Consider the following 12,500-nt stretch of genomic DNA (forward strand, 5'->3'; position numbering starts at 1 on the left):
CCGCCATTAACATTGTGAATCTTATTTGTGCCTGCCCTGCAATTTCAGTGGTAGTGCGTACACTGTCGGGGAACATGCACAGAAAAGGACGCGGTCATGCCTTACGATGCGCTCTGGGTTGCCGCCAGTGAGCACAGCAACCTGTACCTGCACCAATGGCTGCCGGCCACACCGGTCAAGGCCGTGGTGCTGCTGGCGCATGGCATGGCCGAGCATGGCGGGCGCTATCAGCGCTTGGGCCAGGCGCTGAGCGCCGCCGGCTTTGCCCTGCTCGCGCCTGATCAGCGTGGCCATGGCCGGACCGCCGAGAACGGTCGTCTGGGCCTGTTTGCCCGCAAGGATGGCTGGAATGCCGTGGTCAACGATCTCGGCCTACTCAGCCAGCACATCGGCCAGCGCTTTCCTGGCACGCCACTGTTCTTGTTCGGCCACAGCATGGGCAGTTACATCGTCCAGGCTTACCTGCTGCACCACAGCGCCAGCGTGCACGGAGCTATTCTCAGCGGCTCCAACCTGCAGCCGCCCAGGCTGTATCGCGCCGCGGCCCTGATCGTCCGCGCCGAAGCCTGGCGCCAGGGCGCCGAGGCCAGCAGTGCGCTGATCGACAAGCTTTCGTTCGGCAGCTTCAACAATGCCTTCAAGCCCACCCGGACGCCATTCGACTGGCTAAGCCGCGACGCAGCCGAAGTAGACAAGTACATCGCCGACCCGCTGTGCGGGTTTCGCTGCAGCAATCAGTTGTGGCTCGATCTGCTCCGGGGCCTGGCGCAAATCAGCCGGCCGAGCAACCTTGCCCAGGTCGATCCGAACCTGCCGATACTGATAATTGGCGGTGAATGTGATCCGGTGAGTGCCGGCAAGCGTCTCAGTGATCTGGCCGTCGCTTTGAGCGCGACCGGCAACCGGCATGTGCAGTTGCGCCTGTACCCGCAGGCGCGCCACGAACTGCTCAATGAAACCAATCGCGACGAGGTTACCGCCGACATTCTCGGCTGGCTCGAGCAGGCGCTGGCCCTTGGCCGCCCCGCTCGCAGTGAATGATAGCCAGGCCCCGTCCGCCAATAAGGAAGCCCTGATGACCCAGGTCACCAACACCCCCTACGAAGCCCTCGAAGTGGGTCAGAAAAATGAAGAGTTCGTAAAGCGCGTTGAAGAGCGCGACATCCAGCTCTTCGCCGCCATGTCCGGTGACCACAACCCCGTCCACCTCGATGCCGAGTACGCTGCCAAGACCATCTTCCGCGAGCGGATTGCCCACGGCATGTTCACCGGCGCCCTGATCAGCGCGGCAGTGGCCTGCAACCTGCCCGGCCCAGGCACGGTGTATCTGGGCCAGCAGATGAGTTTCCAGAAGCCGGTAAAAATCGGCGACACACTGACCGTGCGCCTGGAAATCCTCGAAAAGCTGCCCAAGTTCAAGGTGCGTATCGCCACAAATGTCTACAACCAGAACAATGAGCTGGTGATTGCCGGCGAAGCCGAGATTCTCGCGCCGCGCAAGCAGCAGACCGTGCAGCTGGTGACGCCGCCGACCTTCGAGCCGAGCGTTGCCGAAGCCTGACTTCTAGCGGCCCTGCAAGTCGCGCAGGCGCTGCTCGATGTAGCGCCGCTCCGGCCCTTGTTGAGTCAGTATCAGGGCTCGCTGCCACGCTGCGCGAGCCTGCTCGGTCTGGCCCAGTTGGCCGTGCAGTTCTGCGCAGGCGGCGTGCGCCAGGTGATAGTCGAGCAGTTCGCCGCGCTGCAACAGCGCTTCGATCAGCACCAAGCCCGCCTGCGGGCCATCGCGTCTGGCAAGGGCTGCGGCGCGATTGAGTTCGATCACCGGTGATGGCCAGTGGCGCTGCAATACATCGTACAAACCAATGATCTGCGCCCAGTCGGTATCCTCCGGGCGTAGCGCTTCTGCATGCAGCGCCGCGATCGCCGCTTGCAGGCTGTAGATACCGGCCGGGCCAGCGCGCAGCGCCTGTTCGGCCAACTGGCAGCCTTCGGCGATCTGCTGGTGATTCCACAGGCGGCGATCCTGTTGATCGAGCAGTACCAGGTTACCGTCAAGGTCACTGCGCGCTGCTTGCCGGGAAGCTTGCAGCAGCATCAGTGCCAACAGGCCTGTTACCTGCGGGGCCGGCAGCAGTTGCAGCAGCAGTCGACCAAGCCGAATCGCCTCATCACACAGCTCACGGCGCACCACCGCTTCACCCGAGCTTGCTGAATAGCCTTCGTTGAAGACCAGGTAAATCACCCGCAGGACACTATCCAGACGCTCTGCCAGCTCGGCCTGCTCGGGGACCTGATAGGCGATACCGGCATCGCGGATCTTCGCCTTGGCGCGGACGATGCGCTGGGCAATGGTTGCTGGACGCTGGACAAAGGCATTGGCAATCTGCTCGGTGCTGAGGCCACAGACTTCACGCAGGGTCAGCGGCACCTGGACATCCGCAGCCAGCGCGGGGTGGCAGCAGGTGAAGATCAGGCGCAAGCGGTCATCGCCGAGTGGCGCTTCATCACCGGGGTCGTCATCGCTGGGCACAAGCATGATCAGATCCGCCTGGGCATGATCGAAACGGGCATGTCTGCGCAACAGATCGATGGCCTTGAAGCGCCCGGTCGACACCAGCCAGGCCCGTGGATTGCTGGGAATGCCATCACGCTGCCAGCGCTCGACCGCGATGAAAAACGCCTCGTGCATGGCCTCCTCGGCCAGGTCGAAATCCCCCAGCAGGCGAATCAACGTGGCCAGAATGCGCCGCGAGTCTCGTCGGTAGAGCTCATCTACTACCTCACGCAGCTGCTCGCCGAGCATCAGTCAGGCATCTGCTGAGTGACTACCTCCACCAGGCGGTCCAGGCTTTGTCCCCAACCCTGGTGAAAGCCCATTTCTTCATGGGCGCGGCAATCCTCGGCATTCCAGTGCAGCGCGCGGGCGGTATAGCGGGTCTTGCCGTGTTCATCATCGAAGGTCACCACTGCGGTCATGAAGGCCTTGGCGGCGGGGACCCAGCCCGGCCGAAACGCATCGGTGAAGACCAGCCGACGTGGCGCCACGATTTCCAGGAAGACACCCTGGTTATTGTATTCGGTGCCGTCCGCAGTGCGCATCAAGGTCCGGAACAGGCCGCCAACCCACAGCTGCATTTCGCATTCCGGGGTGGTCATGCCGTGCGGCCCCCACCATTTCATCAGCCATTGCGGTTCGCTCCAGGCGCGGAATACCTTCGCCGGTGGAGCGTCGATCAGGCGAGTGATGGACAGTTCATGTTCGGCCACTGCAGAGCCTGCGTGTGCGTGCGTCATTGTTGTTGTGCTCCACGTTCAGGGTTGTAGTTCGCGCACCGGGCGGACCTCGACGCTGCCGACTCGGGCGGCGGGGATGCCTTTGGCGATGTTCAACGCTTCATTGAGGTCGCGCGCTTCGACCAGATAGAAACCGGCGAGCTGTTCCTTGGTTTCGGCGAATGGCCCGTCGGTCAGGCTCATCTGGCCATTGCGCACGCGCACCGTGGTCGCGGCCTGGACAGACTGCAGCGCCTGCGCGGCGAGCACGCGGCCGCTGCCCTCCAGTGCCTGCGCATAAGCCTGGCATTCGGCATCGGCGGGGCTGTCGGGCAAGCTGTGCAGCAGCCCCTCGTCACAATAGACCAGGCACAGGTATTTCATGATTGCCTCCAACGTCAGTGGACAGTGCATTTGGCGATAACAGCAGGCGTACTCAGCTCAAGGTTGCAGGTTGAACAGCGCCTTCTGGGTTTGCATGTCGAACGGCGCCGACCAGTGCTCGTGGATGACCTGCCACTGCGCGCCACTGCGACGATAGCCGACCGTAACGCGCATGAAGCCGCATTGGCTGTCGTCATCTGCGGGCCCGCAGCGATTGAGCCAGTGGGCCAGGGCGAGGTTGTCATCGACATGCAGGGTCAGTTGATGGATCTCGAACACCATCTCGCCCGAGCACATGCCCATGCACATTTCCCAGTGCGCACGGTAGGCGGCCTTGCCCTTGAAGTGCAGGGCCTGAATGGCGTCAAAGGCGACGACGTCTTCGGCGTAGGGAGCAACGATTGCATCGATGTCACGCTCGCGCACGGCCTGCATCCAGCTGTCGATCTGTTGACGCAGTTGCGATTCGGTTGAGGTAGTCATATTGGGCTCTCGGCCAGGGCAGCGCAGGATCATCCAGCGCCTTCATGACTAATCGAATGGCGAGAGACGAAATCGACAGGCACTGAAAAATATTTTTTTGAGCCTGGTCGACGGGTACCATTGGCCACTGCACTCCTGCTGCCGCCTATGGGTATTGCCATGCCTTTGACCAGCGAAACCCTGCCTGCCAGCCCGCATTTCGAGCTGAACTGGGTGCGCGCGCAAGGCGGTGCCAGCTTCCCGCGGCATACCCATGACGAGTACGTGATCGGCGCCAATCTGAGTGGCCAGGAGCGGATTTGGCTCGATGGCCGCGAGCTGGAGGTGGCGCCAGGCCAGATCACCTTGTACAACCCGCTGGCCGTGCAGGGTTCGCAATTTGCCGCGACAGGTGTGGAATACATCAGCCTGCACCTGGCGCCAGCGGCGATCACGCAACTGATCAGCGCCGACAATTTGCGCTCGACCGCTACTGCGCCACGTTTGCAGCAAGGCGTGCTGCAGCGGCCGCAGCTGTTTACTGCGTTGCTGGAGCTGGCCCGGGCCAGTGACGAGCAACGCGAACAGGCCGAGCTGTTGTTGCTCGTGCAATTGCTGGAGCAACCCGCCAGCGCCGCCCATGAGCAGTCAGCGGCCGTCGCTACCAGCCAGGCATTCATGCGTGAGCATCTGCAGCAACGGCTGCCTCTCGAGCAGCTGGCGCAGGTCGCCGGCTTGAGCAAATATCACTTCGTACGCTGCTTCAAAAAGGCCACCGGCCTGGGCCCGTTGCAGTACCACATGCAACTGCGCCTGATCGAAGCGCGGCGCCGGTTACGGCTTGGCCAACACGCAAAGGACGTGGCGCTGGACCTGGGTTTCTACGACCAGAGCCACTTCATCACAGCGTTTCGCCGGGTACATGGCGTGACGCCGCAACATTACGCGGCGGCAAGAATGAATTCGCGGTAGCCCGAAACGATCACGTACACCGCGAAGTAGCAGAAAATCGCTGCCGACAGCAGGTAAGACCAGGTCAGCAAGCGGTCACCGAGCAAGCGCCCGCCGTGGTTGGAAATACCGCACAAGCTCACGCACCAGAGCAGGCCGGCCGCGAAGAAACCGCCGAGAAACACAACCGCGTCGAGCAAGCTGCCAGAGCCTGAGCGGGAGATCAGCACACCGCCGACCGCAGCGAACCAGAGAATCGCGCTTGGCGATGACATCGCCAGAAACACCCCTCGCGCAAACTCGCGCCAGCCCGACTCGACCACCACCTCGGCGCGCGCATCCAGATGCCCACCGCGCCAGGCGGCCAGCAGCATCTTCAGCGCAAACCAGATCAACAACGCCGAACCACCAAGCCACAGCACCCAGCGCACACTCTCGAACTGCAGCAGCACGGTCATCCCCGCCAACGCAGCGATGGCGTAGATCAGGTCACCTACGCAGGTGCCCAGGCCTAACCAGAATCCCTGAAGAAAACCACGCTGCATGGCCAGGGTGATCATGGCGATATTAGCGATGCCGATGTCCAGACACAGCGACAGGCTCAGTAGAAATCCGTTGGAAAAAGGCATGGGTAATGGCTACGCGACAGATCAGATGGCGCTGATTAAGCCACAGGCCAACGGCGCCGGTATTGGAAGAAATTGCCTGCTCCCCGGCTGCGCCGATCTTCACTTACCCGTCTCAACGTACGCCAGCGCTGTCTGGGTATTCAGCCGCTCAAGACCTGCGCATAACGCTGACGATCGATATTCGCGCCACTGAGCACCACCGCCACGCGCTTGCCCTGCTGGCGCTCACGTTCTTGCAGCAGCGCAGCCAAACCTGCAGCGCCTGCACCTTCAGAAGTGTTGTGAGTGGTTTCGTGGTAAATGCGCATGGCCTCGGCGATCTCGTCATCGGTCACCCGCACGATCCGCGCGGCATGCTGATGGATCAGGGCAAAGGCATCCGGGTGCGGCATCCGACAGGCCATGCCATCGGCAAAGGTGTTGGCCGTGGCGGTGGTGACGATGCGGCCCTGTTCGAAGCTCTGCGCGTAGGCGTCGGCGGCAGTCGAGACCACGCCGACGATTTCGGTCTTGAGCCCAAGGAGGTTGCGCGCCTGAATCAACCCGCAGATACCCGAGCCCATGCCGATCGGCACGTACACGCAGTCCAGCGTGGCGACCGCATCGAACAGCTCCAGGGCATAGGTCGCCACGCCGCGCACCAGCTCCGGGTGAAACGACGGCACCATCTCGTAGCCCAGCTCGTTGGCCAACCGCGCGGCTTCTTCGCGGGCCAGATCGAAGTCGGCACCATGCTCGATCAGCTCGGCGCCCAAGGCCCGCATGGCCGCGTTTTTCTCCCGCGAGTTGCCTTGCGGCACGACGATCACCAGCGGGATACCCGCCTGGCGCGCTGCCAACGCCATGCTCTGGCCGTGGTTGCCGCGGGTGGCCGTGACCAGCCCTTTCGGCGGCTGCCCGTGCGCCAGTAACGAACGCACGTAGACCAGGCCACCGCGCACCTTGAACGCGCCGGTCGGGGCGTGATTTTCGTGTTTGACCCACACTTCGCAGCCGGCCCGCTCGGCCAGCAGCGGCCAGACATGCTGCGGCGTTGCGGGCAGGTGTTGGTGGACGAAATCAGCAGCTTCGCGCAGTGCGGCCAGGTCGAACATGACGATCTTCCTTCATCGTGTGAGTTGTCTTGATCCTAGGCGCGGGGCATTGTATGGGTAAATCGATATATTGCATGGGTGGCAATTTCATGTGGATCCCGACGCTGACTGCCAGCGATCAGCCGCGTTATCTGGCGCTGGTCGATGCCATTGCCGACGCCATCGAGCGCGGTGTGCTCAAGGTTGGCCAGCGCCTGCCGCCGCAGCGGCGCCTGGCCTGGGCGCTCGGGCTCAACCCAAGCACCACCCAGCAAGCCTACCGCGAAGCCGCTGCCCGTCATCTGGTCGCTGGCGCGGTGGGGCGTGGTACCTATGTGCTGGCGGGCAGCAAGGAAGCCACCCTGTTCCGCCTCAAGCGCCACGATGCAGAACAAGCGGTGATCGACCTGTCGACCAACGTGCCAGTGGTCGATCCCGACAACCGAGATCTGCAGGCCAGCCTGCACAGGCTGCTCGAACTCGAGCAGTCTGGCTTGCTCGAGCATTACCTGGGGCCTGAGCAACTGCTGGCGGGGCGCGTACACGGGGCACGCTGGCTGGCCGAACGCGGCTTGACTCTCGCGACCGACGAGCTGCTGCTGTGTGCCGGCGCGCAATACGCGCTGAACTGCGTGTTGCAGTCAGTGTGCGAGGACGGTGAAGCGGTGATGGTCGAGGCGCTGACGGCGCCTGGGATCAAGGCGGCGTGCCGGCAATTGCGTTTGCCAGTCCACGGCGTGGCGCTGGATGAGCACGGCCTGCGTCCGGATGAGCTGGACCGCGTCACGCGTGCCAGCGGCGCCCGCGTGCTGGTGATCACCCCGACCCTGCACAACCCGACCTCAACCTGCATGGACGCGCCGCGCCGCCAGGCCATCGCCGAGGTGGTCAAACGTCATCAGCTGTTGGTGATCGAAGATGATGTGTACGGCGCACTGAGCGAGCAGCCACCGCTGTACCCCCTGCTTGAGGGTCGCGGGATTCTGGTGACCAGCCTGTCGAAAACGGTTGCCGCTGGCTTGCGCGTGGGTTGGATCGTGGCCCAGCCGTCCCTGCTCGCGCAGATCGAGCCGCACAGCCAGGCGAGTCACTGGTCGGTCTCGCCGCTGGATCTACATATCGCCTGCCAGTGGATCGCCGACGGTACTGCCGCCCGCCGCCTGGCCTGGAACCGCCAGGAGACTGCCGAGCGCTGGCGACTGGCCCGCAGTGTATTGGGCGCGGCGTTGCTCGACGACCGGCAGGCCTCACCGCACGTATGGTTAGCGGCACCGGCCGGCGCCGAGGCGCTGGCCGCTGATTGCCGCAGGCGCGGGGTCGAGGTCGTTCCCGGCAACGTTTTCGCGATTGGTGTGGATGAGGTCAAGGCCGTGCGGATCAGCCTGTCGGCAGCCACCAGCCGAGCACAGCTCAAACAAGGCCTGGAGGCCGTCCGTCAGGCACTGGCCGAGGCCTGATCAGCCCTGGCTGCAACCCTCACCCATCGCCCGGTACTGCAGGGTATGGACCTGGCCCTGATGATCCTCGTAAGTCATGGTGGCAGGCACCACATCGCAGACATTGGGCAGGGTCGACAGGCTGATCACGCGCTTGATGTCGAGGTTGGTGCCGTATTCATATTGCACCGCCACAGGTGGACTGGACACCGGTTGAGCCTCTTTTGCGAAGGCGAACGAGGACACACCGACGAGTGCAAGAATCAGTAGAGCTTTCATGAGAGTTGGCCTTTGAGGCGATCAAGCTGAGCGATTGACTTCAGTCCGCCGTCATTGGCGCGCAGAAGTTGTCATCGAGTGCACCGATGGCACGAACTACCGGTCCCGCTTTGTCGTACTGCTGAGGGGGATGAGACAATTTTACGCCTGTTACGCAATACTTGAACCCCACGGTAGGACATACAGCCTTGCGCAATGTGCAACAGTCTGCGACAACCCCCGGCGCCCGCTACCGCTGAACTGGAACACACGATGACTGCCCTGACCTACGCGTCCCTCTGCGGACTGGAGCAACGCCTGCTTGATCACTTCTATCGCCAGCAAGGCTCGCGCATGCGCTCGGCAGCCGGCGGCGCGCTGTGGGTAGCGCGTGCGGGCGCAATCGTTGCGGGGATGAGCTTGAGCCCGGTAGCCCACGGCCATTGGCTGACCGGGCTGCTGGTCGACCCACAGTGGCGTGGGCGTGGCATTGCTGGGCAGTTGATCGAGGCCTCGCTGGCAACTGCAGCGGGCCCCGTGTGGCTGTTCTGCCACCCGGAGCTACTGCCGTTCTATCAGCGATTGGGCTTTGGCCCCGCGCATGATCTGCCCGAGGCGCTGAGCATGCGTCTGGCGCGCTATCAGCGCAGCAAAAACCTGGTCGCGCTCGGTCGTGATCAGTCGTCGCCGATGTCCAGCCCAGGGAACAACACCTCGGTGTAGCCAAACCGGGAGAAGTCCTGGATCCGCGATGGATACAGGCGACCGATCAGATGATCACACTCATGCTGCACGACCCGCGCATGGAAGCCTTCAGCGACGCGCTCGATCAAGTTGCCCTCAGGGTCGATGCCGCTGTAGCTGATGCGCGTGAACCGCGGCACCACACCGCGCAAGCCCGGCACCGACAGACAGCCCTCCCAGCCCTCCTCGGTCTCACTCGACAGCGGTGTAATGACAGGGTTGAGCAGAATGGTCTGCGGCACTGCCTCGGCGTCCGGGTAGCGCTCGCTGTGCTCGAAGCCGAAGATCACCAGTTGCAGGTCGACCCCGATCTGCGGCGCGGCCAGGCCAACGCCACCGACGTGGTGCATGGTCTCGAACATATCGGTGATCAACTGCTGTAGTTCGGCGCTGCCAAGCAGGTGTTCGGGAACAGGCGGGGCGATGCGCAGCAGGCGCTCATCGCCCATTTTCAGGATGTCACGGATCATCAGCGGTTCGGCTCTGGGCTCGGGGATTCGGTCGCTACCGGACGTTCATGACCCAGCACGGACACAGTCTCCTTCGGCTTGTCGCCGTCAAAGTCCTTCTCGCCTGGGTCTTTACCCTCGGCGGACATGTGCTCGATCACCGCGTTCATCTCGGCGCCGAGCAAGAGTACGGCGGCTGAAATGTAGAAGTACAGCAGCAGCACGATAATTGCCCCGATGCTGCCGTACATGGCGTTGTAGTCGGCGAAGGTCTTGACGTAGTAACCAAAGCCCAGCGAGGCGATGATCCACACCACCACCGCCAGCACCGAGCCTGGGGTAATGAACTTGAATTTCTGTTTCACGTCCGGCATGACGTAGTAGATCAACGCCACCGCGACCATCATCAGCACGACGATTGCCGGCCAGCGCACGATCGTCCACAGAGTAACGATGAACTCCTGCATGCCCACCTGCGCCGCAATCCACTCCATTACCTGTGGGCCCAATACCATCAACGCCGCCGCTGCCAGGAGCATGCCGGCGATGCCGATGGTGTAGAAGATCGACAGCGGGATGCGCTTCCACACCGGGCGCCCTTCCGGAACGTCGTAAGCGGCGTTCATCGCACTCATCATCAAGCGCACACCGGCCGAGGCGGTCCACAGGGCAATCACGATACCCACCGAGAGCAGGCCACCCTTGGACTGCTGCAATTGGTCGATCACCGGATTGACCTGTTCCAGTGCCTGCGGCGGCAGCACCAGCTCGGACTGCAAGCGCAGCCAGGAGAAGAAGTCAGGCAGGTGCAGGAAACCGATCAGGGCAATCAGGAACAGCAGGAACGGGAACAGCGAAAACAGCATCTGGTAGGCCAGAGCCGACGCGTAGGTGGACATCTCGTCATCGAGAAACTCACTGACGGTGCGCACCAGCACACGGTGCAGGGGGAGGCCCTGCAGGGCGTTAAAAATCATAGCGTCTCCTTTCGCCGCTCGATCATCTTGGCTGCCGGCCGACGATGCGACAGGCCTTATGGTATGCATGCAGTCTAATAGACCACGCCAGGAGCGTTGCTGCTCAATGCCTCATTAAAGAAAACGGCCACCCTTGGGCAGCCGTTTTCCTACGTAATCAGCGCTTATGGCTTTTTAACAGCGTCTTTGACATCGCCGACTTTCTGCTGTGCTTCGCCTTTGACTTCCTGCGCCTTGCCTTCTGCACGCAGCTTGTCGTTGTCGGTGACCTTGCCGACACCTTGCTTGATGTTACCTACCGCTTCGTTGGCCAAGCCTTTCGCTTTGTCTTTGGTGCCACTCATGGGGAAGTTCCTTTTAGGCAAAGACGCGAGATAACCGCGTCGACATACGAATCGACCGGTGGCTTTTGCCAAGAGTTTCATTTTTTCTCGATCATTGCCTTGCGCGCAAAACCATCAGGCGCTGAAACATCGGCAAACAGCCGCCCCCTTGCAGGCAGCCGGGTAAAGCGACATCAGGGTGTGCAAGCCTTGCTCGCCCGCGCGCCACCCCGCACAATGTCAGGTCATCTCAAGCGTCAACCCGCAGGAACCTGCATGAAACTCGACAAACCCGCCGCCATCGCCCGGCGCAACCAAGCGCTGGCCCGGCCGGTGCTGACCAGCGACAACTGCCTGTTCGCCATCCTCGACCCCAAGCGCAACCTGTGGTGGTTCGACATCCCGATGCGGCTGCTGGTCAAAGGCCAGCCCGACTGGGTCAACCTGCTGCTGCACAGCCCGGAGTCAGACGAGCTGCAGCACCTGAAAGTGCCGATCAACTACCTGCGTGCGCACCAGGAGCAACTGGAGGTGCGCAACGCCGGCAAGCGCCGTTCGACCATCAGTCTGGCCCTCAGCGCTGACCGCGATTCGCTGCTGCGCGACACCCGGCCGGGCGGCGAGCAGCTGGACTTCCGCACCTTCGTGCAGGACTGATCAGACCCGCTCGATGCGATCGTCAAGGATGACGATACGGCCGGCCTTGAACAACGCGCCAATGGCTTTTTTGAAGTTGCCCTTGCTGACGTTGAACAGGCCGCTGATCACCTGCGGATCACTCTTGTCACACACTGCCAGAGTACCGCCAGCAGCTTCCAGCTTGGCCATGATCTGCTCTTGCAGGCCATCGGCCAGGGCCTGACCAACCGGCTGCAGGCTCAGGGCGATCTTGCCGTCCTGGCGCACTTCCTTGATGAAGCCCTTCTCGTGCATGCCCGAACGCAGGAACTTGAATATCTCGTTCTTGTGAATCAATCCCCAATGGCGGTTGTTGATGATCGCCTTGAAGCCGAGATCGGTTTCATCGGCCACCAGCAGCTCAACTGGCTGGCCTGCGGTGTACGCGGCCGGGGTCAGGTCGAGGTAGCGGTCCAGCCGCGCGGTGGCGGTGATACGGCGGGTGCGTTTGTCCAGGTAGACATGGACAACACAGTAATCGCCAATCTTCAGCGAGCGTTTCTCTTCCGAGTAGGGCATCAGCAAGTCTTTGCTCAGGCCCCAGTCGAGGAAGATACCAGCCCCATTGATATCTTTTACCTTCAGGCTGGCGAACTCGCCGACCTGCACCTTGGGCTTCTCGGTGGTGGCGATCAGCTGGTCTTCGCTGTCCAGGTAGATGAACACGTTGAGCCAGTCATCGAGCTCGGTGGGCGTATCCTTGGGGATGTAACGCCGCGGCAGGAGGATTTCGCCGTCGGCGCCGCCATCCAGGTACAGGCCGAATTCGACGTGCTTGACGATTTGCAAACTGTTGTAACGCCCAAGTAGAGCCATTTCCGATGTTCCTCAAGACAAGGCGGCTATTCTACACCTGAACCCGC

At 62.3% G+C, this 12,500-nt stretch carries 17 protein-coding genes; 6 read left to right on the forward strand and 11 right to left on the reverse strand.

Annotation, left to right across the window (positions count from 1 at the left end):
* Positions 1 to 96: 96 nt before the first annotated feature.
* Complete coding sequence (locus tag FW789_RS07565; protein ID WP_446431254.1) at positions 97 to 1,041, forward strand: alpha/beta hydrolase; 945 nt, start codon at positions 97 to 99, stop codon at positions 1,039 to 1,041.
* Between the two features lie 34 nt (positions 1,042 to 1,075).
* On the forward strand, positions 1,076 to 1,561 hold the full coding sequence (locus FW789_RS07570; RefSeq protein ID WP_103436503.1) for a MaoC family dehydratase: 486 nt from the start codon (positions 1,076 to 1,078) through the stop codon (positions 1,559 to 1,561).
* Between the two features lie 3 nt (positions 1,562 to 1,564).
* Here the strand turns inward: FW789_RS07570 and FW789_RS07575 are convergent, their stop codons facing one another.
* Genes FW789_RS07575 through FW789_RS07590 form a run of 4 tightly spaced genes read right to left on the reverse strand, consistent with a single transcriptional unit; the run spans position 1,565 to position 4,140 of the window.
* The gene (locus tag FW789_RS07575; RefSeq protein ID WP_446431255.1) at positions 1,565 to 2,803 is read right to left on the reverse strand and encodes an RNA polymerase sigma factor; all 1,239 of its coding nucleotides are present in this window, start codon (positions 2,801 to 2,803) and stop codon (positions 1,565 to 1,567) included.
* Positions 2,803 to 3,294: an SRPBCC domain-containing protein gene (locus FW789_RS07580; protein ID WP_207072585.1), complete on the reverse strand. Its 492-nt coding sequence runs from the start codon at positions 3,292 to 3,294 to the stop codon at positions 2,803 to 2,805. Before FW789_RS07580 ends, FW789_RS07575 begins: the two co-directional genes overlap by 1 nt.
* 18 nt (positions 3,295 to 3,312) lie before the next feature.
* A complete protein-coding gene (locus FW789_RS07585; protein WP_340611289.1) occupies positions 3,313 to 3,657 on the reverse strand; it encodes a YciI family protein in 345 nt (114 codons plus the stop codon).
* Between the two features lie 57 nt (positions 3,658 to 3,714).
* Positions 3,715 to 4,140, reverse strand: coding sequence for a YybH family protein (locus tag FW789_RS07590; protein WP_181088226.1), 426 nt, complete (start codon positions 4,138 to 4,140; stop codon positions 3,715 to 3,717).
* 159 nt (positions 4,141 to 4,299) lie between these two features.
* Here FW789_RS07590 and FW789_RS07595 point away from each other — a divergent pair, with 159 nt between their 5' ends.
* Positions 4,300 to 5,091: a helix-turn-helix domain-containing protein gene (locus tag FW789_RS07595; protein WP_446431256.1), complete on the forward strand. Its 792-nt coding sequence runs from the start codon at positions 4,300 to 4,302 to the stop codon at positions 5,089 to 5,091.
* Here FW789_RS07595 and FW789_RS07600 read toward each other — a convergent pair.
* Both FW789_RS07600 and FW789_RS07605 read right to left on the reverse strand, forming a co-directional pair.
* Positions 5,061 to 5,699: a LysE family translocator gene (locus tag FW789_RS07600; RefSeq protein ID WP_446431257.1), complete on the reverse strand. Its 639-nt coding sequence runs from the start codon at positions 5,697 to 5,699 to the stop codon at positions 5,061 to 5,063. The genes FW789_RS07595 and FW789_RS07600 overlap by 31 nt on opposite strands.
* Positions 5,700 to 5,839: 140 nt before the next feature.
* Positions 5,840 to 6,793 carry a threonine dehydratase gene (locus FW789_RS07605; RefSeq protein WP_207072583.1) on the reverse strand — a complete coding sequence of 318 codons (954 nt, stop codon included), beginning with the start codon at positions 6,791 to 6,793 and terminating at the stop codon, positions 5,840 to 5,842.
* Between the two features lie 74 nt (positions 6,794 to 6,867).
* On the opposite strand from FW789_RS07605, the gene FW789_RS07610 reads away from it, so the two are divergent.
* Positions 6,868 to 8,229, forward strand: coding sequence for an aminotransferase-like domain-containing protein (locus FW789_RS07610; protein WP_446431258.1), 1,362 nt, complete (start codon positions 6,868 to 6,870; stop codon positions 8,227 to 8,229).
* Here FW789_RS07610 and FW789_RS07615 read toward each other — a convergent pair whose 3' ends face one another.
* Complete coding sequence (locus FW789_RS07615; protein ID WP_103436496.1) at positions 8,230 to 8,487, reverse strand: DUF2790 domain-containing protein; 258 nt, start codon at positions 8,485 to 8,487, stop codon at positions 8,230 to 8,232.
* 252 nt (positions 8,488 to 8,739) lie between these two features.
* Here FW789_RS07615 and FW789_RS07620 point away from each other — a divergent pair, with 252 nt between their 5' ends.
* Positions 8,740 to 9,189: a GNAT family N-acetyltransferase gene (locus FW789_RS07620; protein ID WP_347402103.1), complete on the forward strand. Its 450-nt coding sequence runs from the start codon at positions 8,740 to 8,742 to the stop codon at positions 9,187 to 9,189.
* On the opposite strand, the gene def is transcribed toward FW789_RS07620, so the two are convergent.
* From def to FW789_RS07635, 3 genes are all read right to left on the reverse strand, one after another.
* Positions 9,144 to 9,680, reverse strand: a complete 537-nt coding sequence (gene def / locus FW789_RS07625) for a peptide deformylase (protein WP_101317540.1) — start codon at positions 9,678 to 9,680, stop codon at positions 9,144 to 9,146. The two genes, FW789_RS07620 and def, sit on opposite strands and share 46 nt — an antisense overlap.
* Positions 9,680 to 10,636 carry a YihY/virulence factor BrkB family protein gene (locus tag FW789_RS07630; RefSeq protein WP_103436495.1) on the reverse strand — a complete coding sequence of 319 codons (957 nt, stop codon included), beginning with the start codon at positions 10,634 to 10,636 and terminating at the stop codon, positions 9,680 to 9,682. Before FW789_RS07630 ends, def begins: the two co-directional genes overlap by 1 nt.
* A 164-nt stretch (positions 10,637 to 10,800) precedes the next feature.
* Positions 10,801 to 10,980: a CsbD family protein gene (locus FW789_RS07635; RefSeq protein ID WP_101317536.1), complete on the reverse strand. Its 180-nt coding sequence runs from the start codon at positions 10,978 to 10,980 to the stop codon at positions 10,801 to 10,803.
* Positions 10,981 to 11,235: 255 nt separating this feature from the next.
* On the opposite strand from FW789_RS07635, the gene FW789_RS07640 reads away from it, so the two are divergent.
* Positions 11,236 to 11,616: a hypothetical protein gene (locus FW789_RS07640; RefSeq protein WP_150571494.1), complete on the forward strand. Its 381-nt coding sequence runs from the start codon at positions 11,236 to 11,238 to the stop codon at positions 11,614 to 11,616.
* On the opposite strand, the gene FW789_RS07645 is transcribed toward FW789_RS07640, so the two are convergent.
* A complete protein-coding gene (locus FW789_RS07645) occupies positions 11,617 to 12,453 on the reverse strand; it encodes a CvfB family protein (RefSeq protein ID WP_103436493.1) in 837 nt (278 codons plus the stop codon).
* Between the last annotated feature and the right edge of the window lie 47 nt (positions 12,454 to 12,500).

It is taken from the genome of Pseudomonas sp. 1121_17 (genome assembly GCF_052850745.1).

What these genes read in the sequence shown, in the direction of transcription:
- FW789_RS07565 (WP_446431254.1), top strand. Translation starts at nt 97, where the DNA reads ATGCCTTACGATGCGCTCTGGGTTGCCGCCAGTGAGCACAGCAACCTG.
- FW789_RS07570 (WP_103436503.1), top strand. Translation starts at nt 1,076, where the DNA reads ATGACCCAGGTCACCAACACCCCCTACGAAGCCCTCGAAGTGGGTCAG.
- FW789_RS07575 (WP_446431255.1), bottom strand. Translation starts at nt 2,803, where the DNA reads ATGCTCGGCGAGCAGCTGCGTGAGGTAGTAGATGAGCTCTACCGACGA.
- FW789_RS07580 (WP_207072585.1), bottom strand. Translation starts at nt 3,294, where the DNA reads ATGACGCACGCACACGCAGGCTCTGCAGTGGCCGAACATGAACTGTCC.
- FW789_RS07585 (WP_340611289.1), bottom strand. Translation starts at nt 3,657, where the DNA reads ATGAAATACCTGTGCCTGGTCTATTGTGACGAGGGGCTGCTGCACAGC.
- FW789_RS07590 (WP_181088226.1), bottom strand. Translation starts at nt 4,140, where the DNA reads ATGACTACCTCAACCGAATCGCAACTGCGTCAACAGATCGACAGCTGG.
- FW789_RS07595 (WP_446431256.1), top strand. Translation starts at nt 4,300, where the DNA reads ATGCCTTTGACCAGCGAAACCCTGCCTGCCAGCCCGCATTTCGAGCTG.
- FW789_RS07600 (WP_446431257.1), bottom strand. Translation starts at nt 5,699, where the DNA reads ATGCCTTTTTCCAACGGATTTCTACTGAGCCTGTCGCTGTGTCTGGAC.
- FW789_RS07605 (WP_207072583.1), bottom strand. Translation starts at nt 6,793, where the DNA reads ATGTTCGACCTGGCCGCACTGCGCGAAGCTGCTGATTTCGTCCACCAA.
- FW789_RS07610 (WP_446431258.1), top strand. Translation starts at nt 6,868, where the DNA reads ATGGGTGGCAATTTCATGTGGATCCCGACGCTGACTGCCAGCGATCAG.
- FW789_RS07615 (WP_103436496.1), bottom strand. Translation starts at nt 8,487, where the DNA reads ATGAAAGCTCTACTGATTCTTGCACTCGTCGGTGTGTCCTCGTTCGCC.
- FW789_RS07620 (WP_347402103.1), top strand. Translation starts at nt 8,740, where the DNA reads ATGACTGCCCTGACCTACGCGTCCCTCTGCGGACTGGAGCAACGCCTG.
- def (WP_101317540.1), bottom strand. Translation starts at nt 9,680, where the DNA reads ATGATCCGTGACATCCTGAAAATGGGCGATGAGCGCCTGCTGCGCATC.
- FW789_RS07630 (WP_103436495.1), bottom strand. Translation starts at nt 10,636, where the DNA reads ATGATTTTTAACGCCCTGCAGGGCCTCCCCCTGCACCGTGTGCTGGTG.
- FW789_RS07635 (WP_101317536.1), bottom strand. Translation starts at nt 10,980, where the DNA reads ATGAGTGGCACCAAAGACAAAGCGAAAGGCTTGGCCAACGAAGCGGTA.
- FW789_RS07640 (WP_150571494.1), top strand. Translation starts at nt 11,236, where the DNA reads ATGAAACTCGACAAACCCGCCGCCATCGCCCGGCGCAACCAAGCGCTG.
- FW789_RS07645 (WP_103436493.1), bottom strand. Translation starts at nt 12,453, where the DNA reads ATGGCTCTACTTGGGCGTTACAACAGTTTGCAAATCGTCAAGCACGTC.